23 protein-coding genes are annotated in these 24878 nt (G+C 55.0%); 6 read left to right on the top strand and 17 right to left on the bottom strand.

Annotation, left to right across the window (positions count from 1 at the left end):
• Positions 1 to 5 precede the first annotated feature (5 nt).
• A complete protein-coding gene (locus JFL75_RS08315) occupies positions 6 to 617 on the bottom strand; it encodes a LemA family protein (RefSeq protein WP_215626220.1) in 612 nt (203 codons plus the stop codon).
• An 816-nt stretch (positions 618 to 1433) separates the two neighbouring features.
• Between JFL75_RS08315 and JFL75_RS08310 the strand changes: the two genes are divergently transcribed.
• The 4 genes from JFL75_RS08310 to JFL75_RS08295 are packed head-to-tail and all read left to right on the top strand — an operon-like array spanning position 1434 to position 6422.
• Positions 1434 to 3716 carry a glycoside hydrolase gene (locus JFL75_RS08310; protein WP_215626219.1) on the top strand — a complete coding sequence of 761 codons (2283 nt, stop codon included), beginning with the start codon at positions 1434 to 1436 and terminating at the stop codon, positions 3714 to 3716.
• A 47-nt stretch (positions 3717 to 3763) separates the two neighbouring features.
• Positions 3764 to 4492, top strand: coding sequence for a tetratricopeptide repeat protein (locus JFL75_RS08305; RefSeq protein ID WP_215626218.1), 729 nt, complete (start codon positions 3764 to 3766; stop codon positions 4490 to 4492).
• 4 nt (positions 4493 to 4496) lie between these two features.
• Positions 4497 to 5642: a glycosyltransferase family 2 protein gene (locus tag JFL75_RS08300; RefSeq protein ID WP_215626217.1), complete on the top strand. Its 1146-nt coding sequence runs from the start codon at positions 4497 to 4499 to the stop codon at positions 5640 to 5642.
• Between the two features lie 24 nt (positions 5643 to 5666).
• Positions 5667 to 6422 (top strand): lysophospholipid acyltransferase family protein, encoded by a 756-nt coding sequence (locus JFL75_RS08295; protein ID WP_215626216.1) that lies wholly within the window; start codon positions 5667 to 5669, stop codon positions 6420 to 6422.
• 19 nt (positions 6423 to 6441) lie between these two features.
• Here the strand turns inward: JFL75_RS08295 and JFL75_RS08290 are convergent, their stop codons facing one another.
• The 13 genes from JFL75_RS08290 to JFL75_RS08230 all read right to left on the bottom strand — a co-directional run bounded on the left by JFL75_RS08290 (position 6442) and on the right by JFL75_RS08230 (position 20570).
• The gene (locus JFL75_RS08290; RefSeq protein WP_215626215.1) at positions 6442 to 6882 is read right to left on the bottom strand and encodes a threonine/serine exporter family protein; all 441 of its coding nucleotides are present in this window, start codon (positions 6880 to 6882) and stop codon (positions 6442 to 6444) included.
• Entirely contained in the window at positions 6879 to 7670 is a 792-nt protein-coding gene (locus JFL75_RS08285; RefSeq protein ID WP_215626214.1) for a threonine/serine exporter family protein, read from the bottom strand. Before JFL75_RS08285 ends, JFL75_RS08290 begins: the two co-directional genes overlap by 4 nt.
• 91 nt (positions 7671 to 7761) lie before the next feature.
• Positions 7762 to 10533 carry a DEAD/DEAH box helicase family protein gene (locus JFL75_RS08280; RefSeq protein ID WP_215626213.1) on the bottom strand — a complete coding sequence of 924 codons (2772 nt, stop codon included), beginning with the start codon at positions 10531 to 10533 and terminating at the stop codon, positions 7762 to 7764.
• Between the two features lies 1 nt (position 10534).
• Positions 10535 to 11476 carry an aminopeptidase gene (locus JFL75_RS08275; RefSeq protein ID WP_215626212.1) on the bottom strand — a complete coding sequence of 314 codons (942 nt, stop codon included), beginning with the start codon at positions 11474 to 11476 and terminating at the stop codon, positions 10535 to 10537.
• A 1-nt stretch (position 11477) separates the two neighbouring features.
• Entirely contained in the window at positions 11478 to 12164 is a 687-nt protein-coding gene (locus JFL75_RS08270) for an AroM family protein (protein WP_215626211.1), read from the bottom strand.
• Complete coding sequence (locus JFL75_RS08265; protein WP_215626210.1) at positions 12164 to 12991, bottom strand: hypothetical protein; 828 nt, start codon at positions 12989 to 12991, stop codon at positions 12164 to 12166. Before JFL75_RS08265 ends, JFL75_RS08270 begins: the two co-directional genes overlap by 1 nt.
• 10 nt (positions 12992 to 13001) lie before the next feature.
• The gene (locus tag JFL75_RS08260) at positions 13002 to 13931 is read right to left on the bottom strand and encodes a DUF1177 domain-containing protein (protein WP_223292800.1); all 930 of its coding nucleotides are present in this window, start codon (positions 13929 to 13931) and stop codon (positions 13002 to 13004) included.
• Positions 13932 to 14003: 72 nt separating this feature from the next.
• Positions 14004 to 14654, bottom strand: a complete 651-nt coding sequence (locus tag JFL75_RS08255; protein ID WP_215626208.1) for an aspartate/glutamate racemase family protein — start codon at positions 14652 to 14654, stop codon at positions 14004 to 14006.
• 2 nt (positions 14655 to 14656) lie between these two features.
• Entirely contained in the window at positions 14657 to 15628 is a 972-nt protein-coding gene (locus JFL75_RS08250; protein WP_215626207.1) for an ABC transporter ATP-binding protein, read from the bottom strand.
• Complete coding sequence (locus tag JFL75_RS08245) at positions 15621 to 16616, bottom strand: ABC transporter ATP-binding protein (RefSeq protein WP_215626206.1); 996 nt, start codon at positions 16614 to 16616, stop codon at positions 15621 to 15623. The genes JFL75_RS08250 and JFL75_RS08245 overlap by 8 nt, the downstream gene beginning before the upstream one ends.
• A 10-nt stretch (positions 16617 to 16626) precedes the next feature.
• Complete coding sequence (locus JFL75_RS08240; RefSeq protein WP_215626205.1) at positions 16627 to 17601, bottom strand: ABC transporter permease; 975 nt, start codon at positions 17599 to 17601, stop codon at positions 16627 to 16629.
• Complete coding sequence (locus JFL75_RS08235) at positions 17576 to 18598, bottom strand: ABC transporter permease (protein ID WP_215626204.1); 1023 nt, start codon at positions 18596 to 18598, stop codon at positions 17576 to 17578. Before JFL75_RS08235 ends, JFL75_RS08240 begins: the two co-directional genes overlap by 26 nt.
• Positions 18599 to 18839: 241 nt before the next feature.
• Positions 18840 to 20570: an ABC transporter substrate-binding protein gene (locus JFL75_RS08230; protein ID WP_215626203.1), complete on the bottom strand. Its 1731-nt coding sequence runs from the start codon at positions 20568 to 20570 to the stop codon at positions 18840 to 18842.
• 101 nt (positions 20571 to 20671) lie between these two features.
• On the opposite strand from JFL75_RS08230, the gene JFL75_RS08225 reads away from it, so the two are divergent.
• Positions 20672 to 22078, top strand: a complete 1407-nt coding sequence (locus tag JFL75_RS08225) for an amidohydrolase (RefSeq protein ID WP_215626202.1) — start codon at positions 20672 to 20674, stop codon at positions 22076 to 22078.
• A gap of 62 nt (positions 22079 to 22140) precedes the next feature.
• Here JFL75_RS08225 and JFL75_RS08220 read toward each other — a convergent pair whose 3' ends face one another.
• Entirely contained in the window at positions 22141 to 22734 is a 594-nt protein-coding gene (locus tag JFL75_RS08220; protein ID WP_215626201.1) for a DUF4145 domain-containing protein, read from the bottom strand.
• 118 nt (positions 22735 to 22852) lie between these two features.
• Here JFL75_RS08220 and JFL75_RS08215 point away from each other — a divergent pair, with 118 nt between their 5' ends.
• Positions 22853 to 23197 (top strand): spectrin repeat-containing protein, encoded by a 345-nt coding sequence (locus JFL75_RS08215; RefSeq protein ID WP_215626200.1) that lies wholly within the window; start codon positions 22853 to 22855, stop codon positions 23195 to 23197.
• An 81-nt stretch (positions 23198 to 23278) separates the two neighbouring features.
• On the opposite strand, the gene JFL75_RS08210 is transcribed toward JFL75_RS08215, so the two are convergent.
• The gene (locus tag JFL75_RS08210; RefSeq protein ID WP_215626199.1) at positions 23279 to 23914 is read right to left on the bottom strand and encodes a hypothetical protein; all 636 of its coding nucleotides are present in this window, start codon (positions 23912 to 23914) and stop codon (positions 23279 to 23281) included.
• A 101-nt stretch (positions 23915 to 24015) separates the two neighbouring features.
• Entirely contained in the window at positions 24016 to 24867 is an 852-nt protein-coding gene (locus JFL75_RS08205) for a DNA/RNA non-specific endonuclease (RefSeq protein ID WP_215626198.1), read from the bottom strand.
• Between the last annotated feature and the right edge of the window lie 11 nt (positions 24868 to 24878).

The following is a 24878-nucleotide window of genomic DNA, read 5'->3' as shown; positions in this document are numbered from 1 at the left end:
GGCCCCTAGTTGAAGTTTACCGTCGGCGCCCGCTGGGCTCCGGCATCCGCGGTAAAATAGGCTTTTTCCCTGAATCCGAACATATTGGCAAGTATGGTCCTGGGGAACTTCTTTATGAACGCATTGTATCCCATGGCCGCCTCGTTGTACCGCTGCCGTTCCACGGCAATCCTGTTTTCCGTTCCCTCAAGCTGGTCCTGGAGGGCGAGAAAGTTTGAATTGGCTTTTAGATCAGGGTAGTTTTCCGTCACCACCAGCAGGCGCTGCAGGGCGCTTCCCAGGTCATTCTGGGCCTGCTGGAACCGCCGGAACGCGTCCGGGTCACTGAGAACCTCATCGGAGACCTGCATGACACCGCCGGCCCTGGACCGGGCTTCGGTTACCTGGGTCAGGACATCAGATTCATGGGAGGCTGCCCCCTGGACGGTGGCCACGAGATTGGGGATCAGATCAAACCGCCGCTGGTACACGTTTTCAACCTGCGCCCACTGGGCTTTAACCCGTTCTTCGGCATCCACCATTTTGTTGTAGTTGCCCGCGAAAAACGAATAGATAATAATTACCAGGACAATCAAAATCCCGATGGCTATTAAAAAGGATTTAAAGCCCTTGCTCATTGGTTCCTCCGGAAAAAGTAGATTTTTATTCTTATTCTAAGGTACTTAATTACAAAAGAGGGGTCAATGAGATGTTTTCAGGGCAACTGCTTTATTACCTGGGGAAATACAAAGAAGCACGTAATAATGGTCCGGGGGTCCTGCCTGGGCACAGGGGATATGGCTCCTCAGCGGCCTAACGGCCTCGAAAGTCGCTCATATCCCCTGTGCCCAGGCACCCCTCGTTACCGAATAAACACCGTTCTTCTTTGCTTTTTTTTTCCTAAAATAATACAGTTGCCCTGCTTTTGCGGGGTGCTGGGTGTAGGGGATTATTCCAGGTTAGAGTAAGACCTGACCGGAAATTGGCTTACCTATGTCCTGACTGGTCACCGCACCCGCTCCGTACCCTTACCGTACCCGAAACGTACCACTACCGCTTAAATGGCTTCGCCGGGGCATGCAAACAGAAAGACAGCCCGTTTGCGGAGCGGGTTAGTTGCGATTTTGGGATCCGTCATTATATCACCAAAACAATACCCATAACCCAGGAACCAGAAGTGGGGGTAGCGTAAAACCTGCTATGCAGGTTTGGAGCCAGGGGGAGCAGCCCTCTTTTTGGGGCAGCGCTGAACCGGTTAAGCCGGAAAGCATCCGGGCCGTAATGGTAATGACAGGACCCGCGGCACCGGTATTCATCGGGTGCTTTCCGGATTGAACGGCTTTGTGCTCCCCCTTCTCCCGGGCTGGAAAAAACAGCGGACAAACTCTATAGTAGGGGGAAGGGATTACGGATTGTACAATGTGCAGCGGAATAATATATCAGCAGGTCCGGAAATGAAAAGTTTTGTAAGACAGTTCAGCGCGGTTCTGGTCTGTTCTCTTGTTTTGGTATCCTGTTTTAACCGGAACAGTCCGGTTAAAGGGGCCAGTCCGAGGCCTTCGGGAAACTATTCGTTTATTGAACGGCCCTTTACCGTAGACCCCGAAACGCTCCTTATTACGTACCGGCAGGAAACCGTATCCGCCGCGGCTGACCGGAGAGTTGTCAGCTCGTACGCGTCATCGGGAAACACCGAGTCCTGGAAGTATCCCGAAGAATCGGTTTCCGTTGCGGTGGAGCACTTCCCCGACTATACGGATATTGAGTTTACCTATTACGGGGGCGGGGAGGGCCGCTTTACCTTTCCCCGGCTGGCGGGTTCTTCCTATACACTGCCCTTCGGCCAGGGAAAGTACATCCCCGCGGGGGATGCCGATTTTATTGATTTCTTTACCCGGTATATGCAGGACCTTGATCCGCTCCAGAGTTTTTCCATGGGTTTTTTCGCCGTATCCCAGCCGGAACGGACTTTCCTTTTCATCATAAAGAACAATTTCAACAATGAAATCCGGTTCGGCGCGTCCCCGGATCTGACCGCGTCCTTTACCCATACCTTTCCCGACATTAATACGGATAAACGGTTCGGCTTCAGAATGTACGCCCTGGACCATGATCCTGTGACGGCGGCGAAAAAATACCGGGAATATATCCAGGAGCAGGATTTATTTGTAAGCCTCCGGGATAAAAGCAAAACCAACAGGAATATCGCGAAACTCCCCGGCGCCGTGCATATATACCTTTTTGACGAGACAGTCATCGATCCCGATGACATAGGGTGGCAGAAGTTCCGGAACAGCCTCGGTACGCCGGCGGTTACCTATCTGGCGGAATTTTCCCGGGGCCTGGAAGACGGCGGCGCCGACTTCCGGCGGGTGCTCGCGGCCGCGGAAAACCAGGACTATATCGACCAGTACCAGCGGCGGGTGATCACCGGTGCCGTCAGCGCCATGCTTGTTAGGGACGATTTTTACGACCCCGGTATTTTTACGGTCCATACGGACAAGACCGAAGCTTACCTCCGCCGGGACCTCCGCACCCTGGGCCGGCTTGAGCGGATCGATTTCAACAAGGAAATTCTCTACGCGAACCTGGATGTTTTTGCGCGGCCACCGGCCGGATGGGCATACAACCGGGGAACGGGCATCGTGGACGAACTCTATGCCTCCGGGATTGACCGGGCGATGATTCTTTTTAACAGCTGGGAACAGGGATACATCCAGCCCGAAGCGGTCCGAAAAGCCGCGGACTGCGGGTATCTTATCGGCGCGTACGATTCATACCATTCAATCCACGAGCCGGGAACGGAAGCGTGGATTACCGCCCGGTTCAATAATCCGGACCTGTATGAATCGGCTGCCATAGAAGACCGGGATGGTGTTAAAATCCCGGGGTTCCAGGGGGTCGGCCGCAAAGTAAATCCGGTATTTGCCATGGATGAAGTCAGGACCAGACTTAAAACGATCACCGCCTCCGGGCTCCCCTACAACGCGTGGTTTGTCGACTGCGACGCCACCGGCGAGGTGTATGACGATTATTCGCCCTATCACCCGACAACCAAGGAAAAGGATCTGGAAGCCCGGCTGTACCGCATGGATTATATCGCTAAAACCTATTCCATGGTTGTGGGATCCGAAGGGGGAAACGACTTTGCCGCGCCGGTGATTGCCTTCGCCCATGGGATCGATCTTATGAGTTTTTCCTGGATGGACCAGGATATGAAGGCGAACCGGGAAAGTCCCTATTATTTGGGGCGGTATTATTCCCAGACCGGTGGCGCTCCGGAAAAAATGATCAAACCGGTTCCGGTAAAGCCGTTTTTCAGGAAAATATTTCTCGACCAGGCCTACAACCTTCCCCTGTATAACCTGGTGTACAACGATTCAGTGGTCACTTCCTACCATTGGGACTGGGCCACCATGAAGATCGAGGAGGAAACGGAAAACCGCATGGCCTATGAATTCCTGTATAATACGGCCCCTATGTTCCACCTCGACCGGGATTTCTTCGGGGAAAATAAGGATCTGATCGTAAACCACTCCCGGAATTGGTCGGAATTCGCCCGGAAGGCGGCTTACGCGGAAATGACGGACTTTGAAATTTTAAGCCCCGACCGGCTGATTCAGCAGACTTTTTACGGCAGCGGCCTCCGGGTTGTGGCAAATTTCTCTGATTATGATTATTTTGACACAAAAAGCGGGAAAACTATTCCAAAACATTCGTACCATGTTTATTATTAAGTAAGGGTATTTAGTGGGGGATGCCCGCCGGAAAGGATTTAAATAAGATGAATAAAAAAATTGTACTGATCGTATTAATACTATTTGCCGCGTTCTGCACCATCGGTGCCGATCCTCTGCCGGATTGGTTTATCGTTCTCCGGGATGCCCTGTACGAGCAGAATCTCAGCGCCAATCAAATCGTGCCCTTATACCAGGAAACCGTCAAAACCGCCCAGGAAAAACTGACCGGTTCCGAGCTTAATACCATGCTTTCCCGGTGTGAATATATGATGGGCCGGGCCTACCAGTATGAAGAACGGAAGGATGAAGCCGGCGCCTGTTACGACCGGGGTATTGAATACGCCCAGAAATCCCTGGACCAGACGAAAACCGCGGAAGGCTGGCAGATGCTGGCGGATAATATTTCCCAGAACTGCGCCGTAAAGTCCGTGTCCTACGCCATGTCCAACGGGCTTAAGGTCGGGCAGTACGCCAAAAACGCCCTGGAACTCGATCCCAGCAATACCGCCGCCCAGTATATGATTGCCGCCCGGTATATCTACGCTCCGTCCCCGTTTAATAATTACAAGAAAGGTATAAAAATGATGGAGGAAATTGTTACATCATACGCGGGCAGTATGCAGAAGGATGATCAGTTTAATGTATATTCGGCTATCGGATACGCATACGTTCAGCAGAAAAAAAACGCGGAAGCCAGGCCTTGGCTTGAAAAATCCCTGACGGTATATCCTACAAACAAATACGTCCAGGGCCTTCTGCGGGGATTGGGATAATGGCATGCAGAATATCTGGCTCTACTTCGGGGATTTATATTTTTTAATCAGCATCATCCTGGCGCTGTATTTTTTGATTCTTGCGAGGGTTAATATCGCGGAGATGAAAAGGGATACCAGGCCCGCGGAAGAAACCGAGGGGCCCTTCGTTTCGGTGCTGATTCCCGTCCGGAACGAGGAAAAAAACATCGAACGGTGTCTCAATTCTCTTCTTGACCAGACGTACCGCAATTACGAGATCCTCGTTCTGGATGACAACTCCACCGACAACAGCTACGCGATCATTAAAAAAATAACCGAGGAGAACCCCCGGGTCCGTTTGTTCCGGGGGGACGCGCTTCCCGACGACTGGTACGGGAAACCCCACGCCCTGCAGCAGCTATCCGAAAAAGCAAAGGGTGAAATAATCGTTTTTACCGACGCCGATACGCTCCACAGCAGGACCTCCGTTTCATGGGCGGTTACCAATCTCAATTCCACGGGGGCCGATTTTATTTCCGGTTACGTCGGCCAGGACCTGCAGACCTTCGGGGAAAAGGTGACGGTTCCGATCATGTTTCTTCTTACCGGTTTTATAATTCCCCTCCGGTGCAATACGTACTTTAAATCGGGGTTTTTCTCCACCGCCGTGGGGCAGTTTATCGCCGTTAAAAAGGATGTGCTTGACAGCTGCGGCCGGTTTGAAGCGGTGAAGAAGCGGACCAGCGAAGATGTGTATCTGGCCCGGCACGTCAAGAACAAAGGATATAAAACAAAATTTCTCGATATCAGCAGCCAGGTTCAGTGCCGCATGTACTCTGATTACCAGAGCGCGGTGGAAGGGATCGGAAAAAATATTTTTGATTTTCTCGGGAAAAATACGGTGCTGCTGGCGCTGATCATTGTCGCGGCCCTTCTTTTCCTGTTTATGCCGTTCCCCCTGCTGATCTTCTCGCTGCTGACCGCCGGCCCGTTCACGGCGCAGCTGCTCATGGTAAATATTCTGTACACCATGACCTGGGGAATGCTGTTTATGGACCGCAGACTCAATCCGATGTATTCATTTTTATGGCCTCTGATGATTCTTAATCTGCTGTTTATGGCCTGCCTGTCATGGTTCAAAACCGTATCGGGCCAGGGTTTTGCCTGGAAGGGCAGGGTTGTTACGTAAACTCCGGGGAGGATGGACTGCAGTATGCCTTACAAACACGGAAAATCCCTTATTGACAATTCACTGGCCTTCAGGCTGGCGTCAACCCTCACGTTTTATACGGTGTGGCCTGTGGCGCAGTTCGTTAACATACTTTTTTATTCTTCCTCCTATGAGAACATCGGAAAACTGAAGGGAATACCGAGGGCCATCGTTGTCTCAAACCATACGACGTTTCTGGATCCGGTGATGATCAGCCGGATATTCCTTCCGGGCCGTACCTGGCACACGCTGCTGGAAGCTACCGTGGAGACCCCCGTGCTGGGAACCCTGACCCGTCTCCTGGGCGGGATGCCCATACCCCGGGGGCGGTCGGGATTCAGGCAGCTGGCCGCGGAATGTGAAAAAGCCTTTAAACACCGGCGTTTCATTCATTTCTATCCTGAAGGGGAATGCTATCTGTACAACCAGCAGGTCAGGGAGTTCAAACCCGGGGCGTTTCTTATTGCCGCGGAGCTGGATATCCCCGTGGTTCCCCTGGCCACGGTCTTTTCCGAAGGGCGGATTAACCGGGGAAACTTCTGGGGCCGTTCACTGCCCAGGCAGAAACTCGTTGTGCTTGATCCCGTATATCCGGCGCAGTTTATCAGCCGGGATGATAAGGGTGAAATAAAAATGGATTCGGTCCATCAGTTTGCCGGAGCGGTCCGCGATGTGATCCAGACGGAAATCGACAGCCGTTCCGGTACTTCCGCGTTTTACCGGGGGAAAATGGACCGCATCAAAGGGATAAACGATTAACCCCGGCGGTCCGCCGAATTCATTTTGAGAAAATATGGAACAGCTTTTTGGGCAGGGCGAATCCGAAAAGAATGCCGACCACAATAGCGCCCGCGAGCATGAGCGTTTCGAGCCCCTTGTCAAAGGCCCTGGAAAACCCCGATGAAAAAGCGTAATACGCCGTATAGTAAATTCCCGCCCCGGGAACCAGGGAGAATATGCCCGCCAGAAGGAATACCGTAACCGGGGCTCTTCTCCAATAGGAAAAGATCCGGGCGCAGATAGTGAGCGCCAGGGTCGCCGCAAAACAGGCAAAGATTATGTTCACCCCAAGGCTTATAAGTCCGATATTCACAAACCACGCCACACCCCCGACAATACTGCAGAAGAGAAGGTGGTTTACCGGAGCGCTGAAGAGAATCGAAAAAGCCAAAGTCGCCACCATGGCGGCGGCTACCTGTAAAACAATCTGGAGTATCACAGGAACAGCCCTCTGCCGCTGATAAGCTGCCATACCCACAGGCTGGTAGCGACCCCGGCGGCTATGCATATTCCCGTAAGAAGGGCGTCAATAAGATGGATACTGCCGGACAGGTAATCTCCGTTGAAAAACTCCCGGATGGATGTGGTGAACGCCACACCGGGAACTAGGGCGATTACGGAGCCGACGATGATGTGCCCCAGAGACAGGCCGCTGAAAAAACTTACCATCCCCGCAGCCATGAGGCTGACCACCGCGCTTCCGAGGATCGTCGGTATGTACCGGGATACCTGGCGCTTCCCATAAAACGACAGGAAAAGCTGCAGCACTATGCCGCACACAAAAGCCGCCAGACAGTCAAAGGCCTTGCCCCCGAACAGAAAACAGAAGCTTCCGCTTCCGGCGGCGCATGCCAGTACCTGTATCCACAGGGGCGCGAAGGGCAGACTCTCGCAGGCGGCGAGTTCCGCTTCGTATTCCGTAAGTTTTACGGGATCGCCGCCTTCCCTGCCGATTTTCCGGGAAAGTTCGTTAACCGCGGCAATACGCCCGAGATGGGTTTTTGCCGAAGGTACGAACCGGAGGGCGAAACAGTTATTTTCATCCCCTTCGTTGAGGGTCACAAAAATGCCGTTGGAAAGAATGTACAGGGAATGGTTGCGCAGCCCGAAGGCCTCGAGAATCCGGCTGATGGTTTCCTGTACCCTGAATATTTCGCCGCCGTTTTTCAGCAGAACCTCTCCAGCCGATACGGCGAAACGCAGAATGGCCTGTTCGTTTTTCATCATATAAACCGTCACCTATTATTACCAGGTTTCCGGGCAATCCTCAAGGGGGACCGCCGGGGCCGGGAGTCGGGGGCTGTTTTCGGTGGAACGGTTATATCCAGAGTTCCTTTCGGGTTATGGTGACGGGAAAAAGCTTCTTTCCGGCAAAACCCGCGATCTCCTGCCGGGAATTGCCCCGGGAAGCCACGAGTTTTGCGCTTCCGATTTCTTCCTGCCACAGGGCTCTGAATTTTTCCGCGTCTTTTTTCCTTCTGCTGAAGATCTCCGGGACAGGAACGAGCACCCTTTCCGGGAGCAGTTTTATCCGGGAAATACCGTTCCATGCTACGCACGCCTGGCGGAACCAGAAATAATATTCCCCGGGTTTCAGGTTTTTCCTTTTACTGATTCCCCGGTAAAACTGGTTCCAGAGAAACGAAACCGCGGGGTACCGCAGGGGCTGGTATTTCTGCACGGACAGGAAATATTTCTGATTGCCTATGGGCTTGAAAATGTCGTTCAGGGCGTCGGAGAGGAGCGGGGAGAGAATCTCGTCGCCGCTGTAGATCCGGTAGGTGTTATTCTCCCGGGGGACAATTTTTATCCCGTCCCGTCCCGCGGTTTTATCCTTTTCCGCCAGATTAAGGGAAACCAATGTTTCGGTGATCAGGCCTGCCAATACCGGGACCGTACCGAGAAAACCGGCGGCGGCGTTTTTCCGCATCCGCAGAAATACAACCGGCGGCGGCAGTACCGCGGGAAGGACTGCCGCCGCCGCAGGAATGAGCAGACAGGCGAGAATGAACAGTACAGGCAGCCGGCCTGTTCCCAGTATCGCTCCGGCCAGGATCAGTAAGGGTACTGTAAATGAAACCGCCTTTGCCGGGCCGGCTGTCCGCAGGAATAACCGCCGGAGGGTCCCCTCGGCGGCCAGGGTGCCGCCGGCTTCACTATTCCCTGACAGTTTCGCGTCAATACAGTGGATAAAGGTGTTTTTATACGGACTGTGAACATTCCACTTTTTATAAACCTCCAGACGGCCGGTGGCCCGGCGGAGCATCGTTTCGTTGAAATCTTTTCTCGCGGCGTAGAGTTCTTCCGTGGTGTTGCGGGCCAGCAGCGGATGCACATGGCCTATGCCTTTTTCTATCTGCCCGTCGCTGCTCAGACCGAAAAACCGGGTAAATTTCTGCCGGAGCCGTGTAACATCGTAGGCACCCTGTTCCGGATCCTGGATGAGGGTCACCACATCCCAGTTGTTCGCGGTTTTAAAGGGCCGTTTATCATCCAGCCGGAGGGTCCGCCCCCGGATCTGGTTGACCATGGCGTATCCGGTCACGCTGGTCAGATCAATCAGCGTATTGAGCCGTACAGCGTTCCAGCCTTCCCCCAGAAGCGAACGGGTACTGATGAGACACCGGATTATACCCCGTTCCAGGGCGTAGCTTACCAGGGGAACCGAAACCCGGGTATTCCAGGTGCCGTTTTCCGGAAAAATTTCGAAAGCATCCCCGCAGGGGACGGCCCGGAGCCGGAGGTTAATGGTTTCCCTCTCCAGAAAGACCGCGGCGCAGGCCATGAGGTCGTCCGTGACCGCGGGGGCCGCCAGAACCCGTTTTCCCGTAAGCATCACCGGCCTGCAGGGAGCTATTTCCGGTTCGTGGAGGATGTACTCAAAGGCCTCCCGGGCGCCGCAGCCGGATTTGTTTTCTTCGTAATCGCAGATAACCAGACAGTTAAAATCGTCCCCCATGACCGGGAGTTCGGTCCCGATGATGGGTTTTAGCGCAAACAGTTTTCCCTGGGAGTTGCTAAGGATATCCCTGATGCCCCGGTGGATAACCTTTATGCCGTCTTCACCGATATGGTATCCCAGGGTTCTAAACGCCCGGACGGCTTTTTCTGCGTATGCAAGGCCGGGCTCCTGTTTCCGGAGGCAGCTGTGTATATAATCCTCCATGACCAGCAGCACGTCTTCGAAGTTCGGCGCTTCCTCCATTTCATTGGTGAATATAACCGAATAGGGAAGTTCCATGCCGTGCTTCAGGACAAAACGGGCGGCGGCGATGCAGTAGTCCGGTTTCTGCCTGTAGAGCTCATCAAAGGGAATCGGGACTCCCGCGGAGTCGGAATAGGAATCCAGCCGGTCATACGCCCAGGACTGGGGGGTGGCAACATCCCGGACCGTCCTGAGTTCCGTCATAAGCTCCCGGTAGGGAGCGCTGAGGCGGTCTATGGTTTTGAGTTCCGTATCCGTGGGTGATACGGTGTACACAAGGTCATTGTAGGGGGCAAGGTAGCCTTCCCTGATAACCGGCGGGAGCAGGACCTCGTAATCAACCGTGTCGAGCAGTTTATAATATGTTTCGGTTTCTTTTTTATCCCGGTCCGTGGGGAGCGTTGCGGTAAGGGCAATAAAATACCGGTCCCTGGTATCCAGGGCTTTGACCACATCCGCCCAGAACCGGGTAAGGTGGTGGCATTCATCAAAGATAACTACTTTTCGCTGATCCAGGGCGGCGATGATTTTCTTCGCGTTCCGATGGAGGGCCGTTCCGTCCTTGACGCTTACGGACTGGTACGTCAGGGATACCATGTCCGCGTCGGAAAAAGGATCCGCCGAGTAACTGGTTCCGCCGGTATGCTGCCGCCCCATTCCGATCCACTGTTCCTGGATTGCCAGAGTCGGTGAGAGCACCAGGGCCTTGTTATTGAGCCGGAGAAACAGTTCCAGCCCTATGAGGGTCTTTCCTGAACCCGGCGGGGAAACGTAGTGAAACTTCCGTTCCCCCGAGAGGCGCCGGCGCTCGAAGTCGGCGAGTATGTCCTCCTGGTATTTCCTGAAGGCTATATACGATATTTTACCGCCGCCGGCACGCTCCACATTATACCAGTACTTTTCCGTCCCGGACGATAACCTGTCCGTCGATGCTGAGGGTGGCTCCCAGGATTATCCCGTCGATATGAACCCCGGCGGAGACGGTTCCCCCGAAGGTGGCGTTGCTGCCGAAGGCGACGTGGATGGTTCCGTATACCTTTTCATCCTCCAGGATAACCCCGGTGATCCGTGCCATGTCGTTGGTTCCCACCCCAAGCTCCGCAACGTTGCGGGCTTCCGGGCTGGCCAGGGTTTTCTCCATCCATTCCGCTTCGGGGCCGGAAAAACTTACAGCCTTTCCGTTCTCGATGGTTATTTCCAGGGGGCCGGTAACTTTCCCGAAGCCCGCCAGGGAGCCGTCGACGATAATGGTCCCGTTGGCGGTTCCTTCCAGGGGCGCGATATAGCCTTCGCCGGTGGGAAGGTTTCCGGAGCTGCCCGGCGTATGGTAGAGCCCGTTGGAGGAGACTCCGTTCCGGCCTTTGAGGGACATCTCCAGGATTTTGCCGTCCTTTTCGATCCGGGCGTTTTCGCCCCGGCTCAGGATTTCCGTTACTTTGTCGCTCAGGGCTGCGACCTTTTTGTAGTCCGCGGTGATTGCCCCGGCGCCGAACATATCCTCGGTGATTCCGGGCATGGTGGCTATCCTGGCACCCCGGGCGGCGGCTTCCTTGCGGGCGTTGGTATGGGTCAGGGAATAACGGGTGGGGCAGACGATGACGTCCGCGTGTTTCATGGCTTCGGAAACTACGGTGGTCGGTTCCGCGCCGTTGGTTCCGGTTTCGGGCATGAGAAGGTAATGTGCCGTAAGCCCCAGTTCCAGGGCTTCCTTGTACAGGGCCTCCCCGATATTCTGCTTTGAAGGATCCGTAACCACGAGAAACGTTTCTCCCGGTTTAGCGCCGAGGCAATCGGCAATTACTATTCTGGCTCCTTTCCGTATGTCCATTTCAGCCTCCTGCTATTTCTCCGGCAATTCTCCCCAGAAGAGTCCGGGGAAGGATGACCGGTTTTCCGCTTTCTTCTTTAATGATTTTCTTCATGGCACTGTTATAGCCGATACAGTCGAGAACGATAAGGTCCGCTTTCTGTTCCGCCAGGCTTCTGCCCGCGGCCCGGAAATCCTCTTCCTTCCCGGAATAGGGGGACGCCGCCGCGGTTACGACCTCCAGCCCGGTCTGTTCCCATTTTTTCGTCATCGCCGGAATCTGGTCTGGGGAGGGCACCACCGCGCCGAGGCGGCCTTTCTTGAGGATGCCCGGAACGGTCTGCACCATAAGAACATCCGGCTTGAGGATAAGGGACCGGGAATCAATCTCCGGGAACTGGCCGGTGCAGAAGAGCACAATCAGGTCGAGGCCGTCGTTTTCGAACTGCCTGATGGCGGCCTTCATCCTGTCCAGGATATGGTGTTCCGCTATTTTAACTTCCGTTCCGTCCCGCATCCGGGTGACCAGAATGTAATCCCCGGGGTTCGGCGCGAGCTTCCGTACTTCTTCCAGGGAAAGGCCGTCCAGCGCGCCGGCCTGGATAAGTTCGGCATCCATTCCCAGGGCGGATTCAAATTCGGGGGCCACATCCGTTCTCGGGGACTGTCCTATGGTGACCGCTCCGATTCTTATTTTTTTATGTTCCATTATCCGCCTCCCTGCGCGTATATGCAGGAACGGTGAAGGCCGCACCGGGAGTTGGGGCCCCGGCATTCACCGGCGCTTTCCGCCGCACCGCTCAATTCCGTTCCTTTTATTGAAAGAACAAGGTCGAACACTTTCCGTGTATCGAACTGTTCGCCTTCTATCACAATTACCGACGAGCCTTCGCCGCCGGTAATTCCCCCGGCCCCGATTACGGTGGCCCGTACCGGCGCGAGGATTTCCAGGGCTTCCCGTTCCGTGATCAGCCTGCCGAAAACCGGAAGCAGCCCCACGGCCATGCCGGTGGAGACATCCACACCTTTCCGTCCGGCGGCGGAAACCGCGTCCCGTATGGAACCGGGGATCAGTTTTTCGGTGCCCGCGGCAATTATAACGGAAGCGCCTTCGGTGCTGAAGGCGCCCCAGGCCGCTCCGGGATTTCCGCCGCCTTCGGCTCCGGCCATCATGGCGGCGTTTCCCTCGGAATCCACGGCGTTGGCTCCGGTGATGATGATGTCCCCTCTGCCGAGGTTCCGCACTATTGTTACTGTGTCATCATCAGCTGAAACAAGGGAACCGTTTCTGATAAGTCCGTTGTGGGGAATATCGGGAGATACCGCCGCGCCGAGGGTCCCGCGGGGGGAGATTCGGCCGCTCAGGTGCAGAGCCGGAAACCCGAACTCCTCCGCCACCGCGGAGGCGGTGCTGCCGCCTTTGAGAAAAATTGCCCCCTGGGCCAGAGCATCCCTGACCTCCGGCAGCGCCGCGATTGCCTTGGCAATGATCCGTTTGGCCTCCGCCGGAGTCAGGGTAATCTGGATCCTATGCATTTCCGAAGATCTACAGACCGAAGGTCTGAAGCTGCTTCATTGACCCGTAGCGTTTTTCCAGGAGCGCGAATTCATCGGCATCGTAGAAACCGCAGCTTCCGGCACCGTAGGCTTTGGCGACCTCGAGGCAGAACCGGGAGGCTTCTTCGATATCAGTCTCACGGCTGGCGCCGGTACCGCAGCCGGGTACAGGCCTGACCGTGGTGATGGCAACGCCAACCACCGGCGCGTCCGTTGCGGTGGAAGGCTGCAGGATGCTGTTCAGGTGGTATACTCCGTTTCCGTAGGGTGTAATGTCGCCGGTGGCCAGGGGGAATACCGCCGGCACGAGGCCGGTGGACCACTCCATGATATCCAGCAGATCCTCGCTGGTCCGCATGATATAGCCGGATTTGACCGTCGGGCTGATGGCGAATCCCCGGTGATTGATTACCCGGTTGCCTTTGGTGGTATCCACCGAAATGATCGCGTCCATTTCCGGAACCACTTCGTGGGAATTCATGGTCTGCATATCCACCGGAGATCCCATAAAGGGTACCGGCTCGTGGGGCTGGGTCGGCGCGTCGGGGCAGATATGGGTTGAAATAATAATATCCCCGGGAAGCGTGTCGCCCCGTTTCGCCATGTCCGCCAGTTTAAGGGCACAGGCTAGAACCGCCACGGCTCCGTCGGCGTCCGATACAATGCCGATCCGTTCCGGCCGGGCGCCGATACCGCCGAGCCTTCCGATGAGCCCCAGAGTAGGGGCTTTGCCTCCGGATTTTTTTCCGGAGCTGCCGGGTACGGTAATTTGTATGAAATCGGTGGATCCCTTTTCACCTTTGATGGTTTCCACCCGTATATCCGTAAGCCCCCGGCCTCTGAGGAATTCCTCAACCTTTTTTCCGCTGACTCCGGCGTCGTCCAGGAGTTCGTACATTTCCAAAACCTGTTTAAGCATTCCATTCTCCTTAGTCGTGGTGTTATCTGTTATGAATAACATACCTCATGCCTGTATGGCAGGGTTGTTTATTTAATCTGAAGTACCAGTGTACAGAACCGCGTAGCCCGCGGCAATCAGGGGATCCAGCACGGGGATACCCGCGGCTTGGGCAAGTTCCGCCGCGAAACCGATGGTGGCGTAACCGGTGCATGACAGGGCAATTACCCCGGCGCCGGATTCCTTAGCCAGTTTTTTGCAGGCTTCCCGGGAGGCGTTTTTTCCCTGTTCCGTCAGCAAGTCGAGGGTGGTAGACACACCGCCCGGCCGGACCTCTCCGACGAGCCGCGGCCCGAGGATTTCCCGCATGCGGTCCGGGGTTTGCCCGGTTATCCCCATGGTCGCCACCCGGTCGGACAATACCAGCGCCAGGGCGGCCACCGCCGTTCCCGCTCCGATAACGGGAATCCCAACGGCTCCGCGCAGTTCCGCCAGTCCTGGATCGGAGGCGCAGCTTATGATAATAGCTTCGGCTCCCCCGGTCTCGGCCATACGCTGCCCCAGTTCCGCTATTTTCGGAGCCGCTTCCTGTTCGGTTTTTTTATCAAACACACCCCGGGGCTGGCCGGGAATACACCGGGAAAAAACCTCCAGGCCGGGAAACCGTTCTTCAAGAATCCGGCCGTGGAGTCCGGTCTGTTCCGGGTCATCCAAGGTGATGACCCGGATAAGTCCGATTTTCATATCTAGGCCAGTTCTTCCGCCCTGATACAGGCAACGAACCGGTTAGGCTGAATTTCCCGGAGCGGCGGGTCCGCCTGGGTGCAGGCTTCCGTCGCGTATGGGCAGCGGGGCGCGAAGCGGCATCCCGGTTTCGGCTCGATGGGGGAGGAGATTTCCCCCTTGAGGATGGCGTCGTCGTTGAACCCGCCGGGTTTAAGCACCGGGATGGCGGCGATGAGCGCCTTGGTGTAGGGATGCAGCTGCTTTTCAAACAGCGCGTGGGAGGGAGATTTCTCCACCACCTGCCCCAGATACATCACGGCGATATCGTCGGAAATATGCTTTACCACCGACATGTCGTGGGTTACGAACATGTAGGTCAGCCCCAGCTTATCCTGAAGGTCCTGCATCAGGTTGAGAATCTGGGCCTGAACGGAAACGTCCAGGGCCGATACGGGCTCGTCGCAGACCAGGAATTTCGGTTCCAGGGCCAGGGCCCGGGCTATACCGATACGCTGCCGCCGCCCGCCGTCGAGTTCATGGGGATAGGAATTGTACAGACGGTCCGCCAGTTCAACCACGGCCATCAGTTCCCGGACCTTTTTTTCCAGTTCCTTCTTGCTGCTTATGCGGCGGTGGATTTTCAGGGGTTCTCCGATGATTTTGCTGACGGACATCCGGGGGTTCAGGGACGCGTAGGGATCCTGAAAAATAATCTGCATCCGTTCCCGGAGGTTCCGCATCTCCGCGGAGGACGCGGCGGTTACATCGATCCCGTCGAAGATAACCTTGCCCGCGGTGGGGTCCAGCAGGCGCAGTATGGTCCGCCCCGCGGTGGTTTTGCCGCATCCGGACTCTCCCACGACCCCGAGGGTTTTCCCTTCATAAATATCGAAGGAAACATTATCCACCGCATGCAGTTCACCCTTATGGGTGGAGAAGTATTTCTTTAGACCCTGGACTTCCAGGATTTTTTTTGTGCTTTGCTCAGGCATGGGTTTTCCTCATCTTGTTTTCCATGATGCCTTCATACATGAGACACATGACCTTGCGGTTTTCCGTATCATTGACCTGGGGAACCCGTTTGGCACAGACCTCTTCCGCATAGGGACACCGGGGATGGAACACACAGCCCTTGGGAAGCCGCGACGGATCCGGCATAAGTCCCGATATGGGCGAAAGCCGGTCCCGGTCGACGTCGAGCCGGGGGATGGAATTAAAGAGTCCTTCGGTATACGGGTGCAGGGGCTTTTCGAAAACATCCTCGATATTCCCGTATTCCATGATTTCCCCGGCGTACATGATGGCGACCTTGGTGCAGATCTGGGCGACAACCCCCAGGTCATGGCTGATAAGAATGAGGGATGTGTTGAATTTTTCCTTGAGTCCCCGCATCATCCGCAGCACCTGCGCCTGGATGGTAACATCCAGGGCCGTGGTGGGTTCGTCCGCCAGAAGAAGTTTGGGATTGCAGGCCAGCGCCATGGCGATAACCACCCGCTGCTTCATCCCCCCGGAAAACTGATGGGGATATTCTCCCATTCTGGCCTGGGGAATGCCCACCAGTTCGAGCATTTCCGCCGCCCGTTCCATGGCTCCGTCTTTCGTTATTTCGTTGTGTATTTCGATAACTTCGGCTATCTGCTCTCCGATGGTAAATATGGGGTTCAGGGAGGTCATGGGATCCTGGAAAATCATGGAAATTTTATTCCCGCGGATTTTCTGCATCTCCGTTTCTCCCGCCTGTACCAGGTCCTGGCCGTCGAACAGTATGGACCCTTCTATTATTTTTCCGGTGGGTTTCGGGAGCAGGCCCAGAATTGCCAGCGCCGTGGTCGTTTTGCCGGCGCCGGTTTCGCCTACGATACCGAGGCTGTCCCCTTCATCCATTTCGAGGCTGATCCCGTTAACCGCGTGGACCGTTTCCTTTTCAGTTTCGTAATGTACCCGGAGGGTTGTAATCGATAATTGTTTGTCTGCCATAGTATCCCTCCTACCGTTTCAGCTTCGGGTCCAGGGCATCCCTGAGGCCGTCGCCGATCAGATTGTACGCCAGAATTACTGTCATAATCGCCAGCCCCGGGAAGATCAGCGTGTGCGGGGCGGAGATAATATACTGGCGGGCTTCGGAAAGCATGTTCCCCCATTCCGGAGAAGGCGGCTGGATCCCGAGGCCGAGGAATGACAGGAATGTCGCCGAAAGGATATTCTGGGCGATTCCCAGGGTCGCCTGGACTATAACCGGTGCCATACAGTTCGGAAGAACATGGAACAGAATAAGCCGGTGATCCCGCGCTCCGATAGCCCGGGCGGCTTCAACAAATTCCTGATCCTTCACCGTAAGCACCGAAGCGCGGACAATTCTGACATAGGTTGGTATGGCGGTGATCCCTATGGCCAGCAGCAGGTTTCTGAAGCTCGGCCCCAGGGCCGCCACAATGGCCATGGCAAAAAGAACGTTGGGGATTGCCAGCAGAATATCCGCTCCCCGCATGATGATCGTTTCCAGGACGCCGCCGTAATACCCGGCCAGGGCACCAAGGCCGCCGCCGACTATTATGGAGAAAATAACCGTCACAAACCCGATAATCATCGAGACCCGGGCGCCGTGTATAATCCGTCCCAGGACATCCCGTCCGAAATTGTCCGCCCCCAGAATATACCGGTGGGGTTTTATTTCATCATTCCAGTCGATGTCCGCTACGGTTCCGGGGGAAGCGAAGGCGTTGGATATCTGGTTGCTGAGAATGAAATCCTCGGAATAAAAAAGATCCGCGAAAACAGCCAGCAGAATATACAGAACCACCACCACCAGACCGATGACGGCGAGTTTATTCTTTTTGAACCGGTGCCAGAACTCACCGAAAGCGGACCGGTCCTGCCGGACGGCGATTTCCTCTTCATCGGTTACGTCTGCGATCAGGGAGCCCGGATGGGTATGTTCAGGTTTTTGTGCGTTTGAAGCCATTCAGGAACCCTCCTTTCTTCTTTTTCGCCGATCCTTCGTACTGCGCTTTTATACGGGGATCGATGAAAGCGTATAGTATATCCACCAGCAGGTTTACCACCGCGAATACCAGGGCCATAAAGACCACCGAAGCCAGTATCTGGGGGTTGTCCTTCCGCTGGATGGCATCCACCATGATCGTCCCGATTCCGGGATAGGAGAATACCGTTTCGGTCATTACCGATCCGACCATGAGGTTTCCGACCTGGAGCCCGATAACGGTTACCACCGGGATCAGGGCGTTCCGCAGGGCATGCTTGCGGATAACCTGCTTTTCACTGAGGCCCTTTGCCCGGGCTGTCCGGATATAATCCTGGCGGATAACCTCCATCATGGAGGAACGGGTCATTCTGGTCTGCACCGCGGTACTCATGGCCGCCAGGGTGATGGCGGGAAGCACCAGGCTGATCAGGTTCGCAGGGGATGCCAGCGACGGAAAAAGCCGCAGCTGGACTGAAAATATCCATATCAGCATCATCCCCAGCCAGAAGGCGGGCATGGAAATACCCAGCAATGCCAGCACCGTGACCACCATATCGGTTTTTGAGTACGGTCGCGTGGCGGAAATTATACCGAATGGTATGGATACCACTATGGACAGTACCAGCGCTATAACCGCCAAAAGCGCAGTATTGGGGAAGCGGTCAAGAATTGTGCCGAAAACCGGCCGGTTTGAAACATAGGAACGGCCGAGATCCAGCCGTAAAAGCCCCTTGTAATCAAAGGAATCTCCGGGGCCGTCATATCCGAAAAGAAAATGGAAATATTGAACCAGCATAGGACGGTCATGTCCCATGGCGCTCCGCATTTCCGCGACGTCCTCATCGCTGGCGTCCTGGGGTAAGAGCAGCCGCGCAGGGTCCCCGGGAGCTATGTATGTCAGGGCGAACACAATAAAGGTAACCCCGATAACGACGGGAATAAGCTGCAGCACCCGCCTCAAAATATAATGCAGCATGTTTTTTCCTTACAAATCACATCCCCGTAGGGCATCAAGATAAAAAATTGAAACCCGCAGCCCCGGGACAGTCCCCGGGTATGGCCCGGCAGGGAACCCTGGGGGCGCGTTACGGATAAGATTACCTTTCATTCAGGCAGTGTTTTTTGCAGGTCCGGGTGTTAACCCGGACCGGATTAAATCCTCTTGAACGAGCCGCCGGTTCAGAGTCATGGTCTGACGGGGCCCGTTCTCCGGAGGCTTATTTGTTTTTTACGACGTTCTTCAGCCTGAAGGACCCGGAGGGAGAAATTGCGACCCCTTCGATATTGGTCTGGCTGGCTGAAATTCCCTGCATGGCTACCAGAGGTACCCGGGGAAGGGCATTCAGGATGATCTTCTGAGCATTCTGATAGGCTTCATTCCGGGCAGGGCCGTTGGGGAGGGAGTTGCCCTGGTCAATATAGGTCTGCGCCGCCGCTTCATAGTATTTGGTGTCATGAAGCAGGGAGGTGTTGAATCCGTCAAAGGCTACGAAGATATAGTAGCTGTCGTCGGTCTGGGTCCAGTTAACGATGAGATCCCAGGTATTGGGATCGGCGGTTCCCCGGCGGGTTGCGACTTCGGAGAGGGCTACCCGTTCGATGTTGATCAGGTCAACCCCGAGGGCGCGGCGTACCTGATCCTTAACGACCAGGGCTTCTTTTTCGTACACACTGCCGGAAAGGACCGTACATTTGAGGCTTCCCGCCTGCTTGTATGATGCCGGGAGGGCGTCGAAGATCTGTTTAGCCCTGGTGGGATTGTAATAGCCGGTCTGATTATTTCCCTGTTCCATCCGGGTTCCCCGGGGATCGGTGATCTTGCCGAAGGGAAGGGTTTCCATGTACTGGAGGCTCACAATACCCCGTTTATCCATGATGTCCGGGGAATTGACGATATCCGCGGGATTGATGGCGTACAGGATGGCTTCCCGGAGCTTAGCCGACGGGGCGTTGAGATCGTAAACCCCGTCCTTGTCAGGAGTTCCGTCGGCGTTAACCTGGCCAACCCGGGGGGAATTCATGTTGAATCCCAGGTAGTGGTAGCCGAAGTAACCGGAGGTGGTAAGAATTTTTCCGCCCTGGCGTTCGATTTCCCGGGCATCCAGGGGTACGACGTTCATAATCAGATCCACTTCCTTGTTGAGGAAGGCGGTTTTGAGGGCCGAAGGGTCCCGGATGGTCTTGAAGATGATTTTGTCCACGTTGGATTTAATGGACTGATCGAAATAATCCGGATTCCGGACCAGGGTTACGCTGTCGCCCTGGCGCCAGCTGTCGAATTTGAAGGATCCGGTGCCCACCGCCCAGGTAAGGCCGTAGTCCTGGAGGGTGCCGTCAGTGGCGGCTTTTTCCATGGTTTCTTTGTCATTGATGGAAGCGCCGAGCCAGGAAAGCTGGTTGACCTGGGAGCCGAATGACGCGGGGCTGTAGTATTTTCCCCGTTCTTCAAAGGTTTTCAGGTCACTGTCCTTCATTCCTGCGGGGGCTTTGGAGGAATCGAATTTACCGGTCCGGAAGGTCATGGTATATTCGTCGACCTTCTGCACATTGTACATCATGGCGTAGATGGACTTCATCTGGGATTTTTCGTGGAACGCGCCCCGGTTAAATGAGAATATTACGTCATCGATGGTCAGGGGATTCCCGTTGTGGAATTTTACGCCCTGCTTGATTTTGATGGTATATTTCGTCCCGTTTTCTTCGATAACAGGCATATCCACCGCGAGGTCCGGTTCAAGTACCCCTTCCGGAGTGAGGTCGTAGAGCCGATTGTACAGTACCAGATTAAGGTTATGGGTCGGGGTATCGCTGTACATGGGACCGTCGAGGATGACGGGATCCGTGGACTGGCCAACCACCAGGACCACTTCCCCGGAGTCACTGGACCCGCCGGCAAAGACCATTCCCGCGGCAAGTACAATGAAAAGCACAAACATCAATTTTCGCATTAGCTTGTCTCCTTTACAATATTATAGATATTAGTGTGATATTATATTATTATGGATACGTGATTTAGTACAGTATTTTTTTACCACCTGGAGGGGTTTCTATGGCAAAGAACACTATTATTTCGGTTATCGAACAAAAAAAAGACGATTTTATCCGCATTGCCCAGGAACTCTGGAAGAACCCTGAGCTTTCCCATGAAGAGAAAGAATCCTCGGCGCTTCAGAAAAAATATCTCAGGGAAGCGGGGTTCAGAGTTACCGAACTTGACCATATTCAGGATTACGCCTTTGTGGCGGAGTGGGGTTCCGGTTCCCCGGTGATCGGGCTGCTCGGCGAATTTGACGCTCTTCCGGGGCTTTCGCAGAAAGTGCAGACCACCCAGGAACCGGTGGTACCGGGAGCCCCCGGGCACGGATGCGGCCATAATATTCTTGGTACGGCCCTTCTCGGCGCCGCAGTGGGGGTCAAAGCCGCTATTGACGCGGGGCTTCTTTCCGGGACCATCCGGTATATCGGCGCCCCCGCGGAGGAGCAGCTCGGCAAGCCGGTCCTCGCCAAAGCCGGGGTTTTCTCGGATCTCGACGCGGCTTTCGGCTATCATCCGTCGGATCTCAATACCGTGGCGGCCTTCGGCACCAACGCCTCCATACAGCTGACCTTTAAATTCCACGGCATCCCCGCCCACGCGGCCCAGGTCCCCCATCTCGGCCGCTCAGCCCTGGACGCCCTTACCCTGATGCAGGTAGGCACGGAATTCCTCCGGGAGCACATGCCCACCGGCGCCCGGATCCATTACGTGGTTACCTCCGGCGGTGAGCGGGCGAATATTGTCCCGGATTTCGCTTCCGGGGATTTCCAGGTCCGCTGCCCCCGGATGCGGGAACTTATTCCTTTGATCAAACGGGTTATCGACGTGGCAAAAGGCGCGGCCATGATGACCGGCACCACCGTGGAGTACGCCATAAACCACGGCTGCTATGACGTGATCGCGAACAAAGCCATGTCGGACCTTCTGTATGAGAATCTCAAGGCCATAGATATCCCCCAGTACACCCCGGAGGAACTCGATTTCTGCCGAAAACTGGCGGATACCCTGACCCCGGATCAGCGGCGCAACACCCTGCTGGGGCTCGGGGTTGACCCCGATTCCGCGGACGACCTCATGAACAAGCCGATCCATGACGGCATTGGCTACTGGGGAATAGACTACACGATCCCGGCTTCCACCGATGTGGGGGATGTTTCCCATATTACCCCGGTCGCCCAGGTATATACCGCGGCGTATCCCATTGGTATCGGCGCCCATACCTGGCAGGCCACCGCCGCGTCGGGGTCGACCGTGGGCATGAAGGGCATGATTTACGCCTCGAAAATCTTCGGCTGCGCGTGCTACGATATTATGACCAAAAAGGATGTACTCGCCGCGGCCAAGGAAGAATGGAAAAAATCCATTGCCGGCGAAAAATACGTTGCCGCCGAGGATCTCCTGGGCGAAATAGAAGGCTGATACGGATATCCGCCGGCCGCCGCGCCGGCGGAGCCGTATGGCTTCCGGTTTAATACCGGGTTCTACCGCAGCTGCCGGTATATCCGGTCCACTTCCCCGGGGCCATGGATCATATATTCAACCATAAGATTTACCAGGGAGAACAGTATTTCCACGGTTTCCCGGTCATCGTCGGCGATTTGTCCCGGAAAAACCGCGCCGTTTCCCGTAACTTTTACCTTGGAAAAGAGCCGCTCTATTTTTTCGGGCAATCCTCGGATAACCAGATGCTGTATATCTTCGTCCATGGTGTATCCCACAGCGCCCAGATCCCGGCATAAATGCTGAACCGCCAGCCGCAGAAGAGCTGCCGCGGACCGGGGGGATTTGCCTGCCACCGCCGCGGCTTCATGGTACAGGGACAGTACTTCCCCGGGCATGCCCGCCGCGGGCACAAGCCCGCAGCCCGTATCGGGGTAGCACATGCGGTCGTTTATCCATATTCCGATATTGCTGCAGTACATGCACTGGCTTACACTGATTTCCGCGGCATCACCGGAAAGCGGTCCCAGCCTCGCGCTGTCGGTCCAGGGATTCCACATCTGCTGGGCATAAGCGCCGCAGTGGGGGCAGGAAAATGCGTCCAGTGATTTTTTCGGAAAAACGTACTTACTCATAGGCCATTCTTTTTTACATACACGGATCCATCCCGCCGGATCTGACCGGTATTCGGAAATTTCCGCAATTCGTATATAATTAAGTATAGTTAAAAATAAACCGGATAGGAGCTTTTAATTGGAAAAAAACGGTTCTTTTCTTGAAAAAATTCCCGCGGTACTGTCGAGCAGAATATCCATTTTTATCTACCTGTTTCTGTTTTTTTACCTTGTTATTTTTGCGGCGCTGTGTCTTTTGATCCCGGCGCTCAGCAATCTGGCGCCGACCGATATGACCCAGCTGATCATGGGCAATTACACCAATGTGCTCAGCGCCCTGGGGGCTTCCATCGCCGCGGGCACCGGAGCTTCCATTCATTCCAGCGTGAAAAAACTCCACCGGAAGCATGATGTCCTTCAGGAAACGATTGACGCCCTCCACGAACGTCTGGACCGAATTGAACGCCAGGGCCGGAATAATTAAAGAATCAATGGATTTTTTCCGGTTTAGTTCATTGAAGAATTAAGCGGTCTCTAAGATTTTACCGGCGGCGTCCCGCGGCGCTCAATCCTGTAGATTGAGGTGCCATTTGTAGGATCCGTCTCTTTTTGCCGTGACGGTGCCCTGGGCCCCGGCCGTTCCCTGGGGCACTCTTTCTATGGTAATGGAATTCCACTGGCTGAGGAGTCTGGCGTTTACGGTGTAACTGACGGTTCCCGTACTGCCGGATCCGGAATAATTCCCGGTCATGGTGCAGTCAGTATCCGAAAAAACATACACGGTTTCCCCGGTCAGCCCGCCGTAGGACTGGCTATAGATCCCCTTATGCATATTGTATACCCCCAGGTCATAGGAGAAATACAGTGAGAGTTCTCCGGTTAGGGCATTGCCGGGGTCGATTGCAACGGAAGGCGGGAAGGGCGGTGTCCCGAGCATGAAGACATCGAGCTCCGGAATGCTGATGGAGAAATAGCCTCCGCTGATAGTCCCCGCCGCAATTACGGTCCCGCCCACACTGGCAGTGACGGTTTCATTCAGGTAGGACAGCAGCGAGCCGTCCGGTCCGACCACCGGTTCGTTTATTATTGAAAATGATTTCCCTTCTCCGGCGGACGCCGGTTCTTTTTCTCCGCTGCCGGCGGGCTGATCACAGGAAAGCAGTAACGCCATGACCGCAATGGCAGCCAGTGTTTTTGCCATAGAAAACCCCGGATATTTTTAAATTCAATCTGCAGTACTTAAATTTTAAGTATACAAGATATTACAGGGTTTTTCCCCGGGAAATGACAAGTGTTATGGGGTTACCAATCCGTCAAGGCTCCCTGGATTTGCTTATGGGCTGCCGTATCCTGCTCAAAAGCCGCAAGAAACGTTAAGCCCGTCAGCCCTTCGATCCGTTCTATGGTGGTTATAAATTGGCCGGGGTTTTTTTGTTCCTTCGGCAGGATGTTGGGTATGAGAAAGGCTATCGATTTTATGGAATCTGCGTAATCCTCACGGATTACGATCTTAAACAGCGCGTCGGGAATCGCCACCGGCATTTCGCCGGCCTGGCCCAGCCACATCGAAGGATTCCGGCCGAAGAAAACCGGCCCGCAGACAACCCAGACCCGGCCGTATTTGTCGGCCCAGTCGGTGCAGAGGTTTTCTATGGTTTTCCAGATGCCGTTGTTCTGCCACTGCAGCTGGGGCACTGCGTTCAGCAGGGTATGGGTATTATATGCCGCGTCCCGGCTTATCCGCTCCGCGGTATCCTTGGGACACAAATGTCCCCGGACAAACCGGTAGTCGGTTTTTACTTCACCCAGCTGGCCCGTGCCGGACACGGCGTAAGACTCATCCCCGGGGGCAATCCCCGCGGCGTAGAGATGCGGATCGGTCATCCACCGGGGCCGGGCGGATAAGCTGTGTTTTTCCGTAACTGTTTTTATTTCAAAGGAAACCCATTCCGGTATGCCCCAAAGATCCGGGGTCCCGTCTCCGTTATTGTCGTCTGCGCTGTCAAAACTGACGGTATACGCCGCAAAATGGTAGACCAGATCCTGGGGCAGGGTTCCCCATTTATCGTGTTCGTATGAAGGATCCAGTACAATGGGAGCGTACTGCGCGAATACCGGAGACGCAGTCAGCAGAAGAATGAGCAGCTTTTTCATGGTGTCAGTTA

This window comes from Breznakiella homolactica, from assembly GCF_016616095.2.
Classification (GTDB): domain Bacteria; phylum Spirochaetota; class Spirochaetia; order Treponematales; family Breznakiellaceae; genus Breznakiella; species Breznakiella homolactica.
This window is presented reverse-complemented; position numbering and strand designations above follow the sequence as displayed.

Coding starts and splice junctions, on each gene's coding strand:
- JFL75_RS08315 (WP_215626220.1), bottom strand. CDS start 617: ATGAGCAAGGGCTTTAAATCCTTTTTAATAGCCATCGGGATTTTGATT.
- JFL75_RS08310 (WP_215626219.1), top strand. CDS start 1,434: ATGAAAAGTTTTGTAAGACAGTTCAGCGCGGTTCTGGTCTGTTCTCTT.
- JFL75_RS08305 (WP_215626218.1), top strand. CDS start 3,764: ATGAATAAAAAAATTGTACTGATCGTATTAATACTATTTGCCGCGTTC.
- JFL75_RS08300 (WP_215626217.1), top strand. CDS start 4,497: ATGCAGAATATCTGGCTCTACTTCGGGGATTTATATTTTTTAATCAGC.
- JFL75_RS08295 (WP_215626216.1), top strand. CDS start 5,667: ATGCCTTACAAACACGGAAAATCCCTTATTGACAATTCACTGGCCTTC.
- JFL75_RS08285 (WP_215626214.1), bottom strand. CDS start 7,670: ATGATGAAAAACGAACAGGCCATTCTGCGTTTCGCCGTATCGGCTGGA.
- JFL75_RS08275 (WP_215626212.1), bottom strand. CDS start 11,476: ATGGACATACGGAAAGGAGCCAGAATAGTAATTGCCGATTGCCTCGGC.
- JFL75_RS08270 (WP_215626211.1), bottom strand. CDS start 12,164: ATGGAACATAAAAAAATAAGAATCGGAGCGGTCACCATAGGACAGTCC.
- JFL75_RS08265 (WP_215626210.1), bottom strand. CDS start 12,991: ATGCATAGGATCCAGATTACCCTGACTCCGGCGGAGGCCAAACGGATC.
- JFL75_RS08260 (WP_223292800.1), bottom strand. CDS start 13,931: ATGCTTAAACAGGTTTTGGAAATGTACGAACTCCTGGACGACGCCGGA.
- JFL75_RS08255 (WP_215626208.1), bottom strand. CDS start 14,654: ATGAAAATCGGACTTATCCGGGTCATCACCTTGGATGACCCGGAACAG.
- JFL75_RS08250 (WP_215626207.1), bottom strand. CDS start 15,628: ATGCCTGAGCAAAGCACAAAAAAAATCCTGGAAGTCCAGGGTCTAAAG.
- JFL75_RS08245 (WP_215626206.1), bottom strand. CDS start 16,616: ATGGCAGACAAACAATTATCGATTACAACCCTCCGGGTACATTACGAA.
- JFL75_RS08240 (WP_215626205.1), bottom strand. CDS start 17,601: ATGGCTTCAAACGCACAAAAACCTGAACATACCCATCCGGGCTCCCTG.
- JFL75_RS08235 (WP_215626204.1), bottom strand. CDS start 18,598: ATGCTGCATTATATTTTGAGGCGGGTGCTGCAGCTTATTCCCGTCGTT.
- JFL75_RS08230 (WP_215626203.1), bottom strand. CDS start 20,570: ATGCGAAAATTGATGTTTGTGCTTTTCATTGTACTTGCCGCGGGAATG.
- JFL75_RS08225 (WP_215626202.1), top strand. CDS start 20,672: ATGGCAAAGAACACTATTATTTCGGTTATCGAACAAAAAAAAGACGAT.
- JFL75_RS08220 (WP_215626201.1), bottom strand. CDS start 22,734: ATGAGTAAGTACGTTTTTCCGAAAAAATCACTGGACGCATTTTCCTGC.
- JFL75_RS08210 (WP_215626199.1), bottom strand. CDS start 23,914: ATGGCAAAAACACTGGCTGCCATTGCGGTCATGGCGTTACTGCTTTCC.
- JFL75_RS08205 (WP_215626198.1), bottom strand. CDS start 24,867: ATGAAAAAGCTGCTCATTCTTCTGCTGACTGCGTCTCCGGTATTCGCG.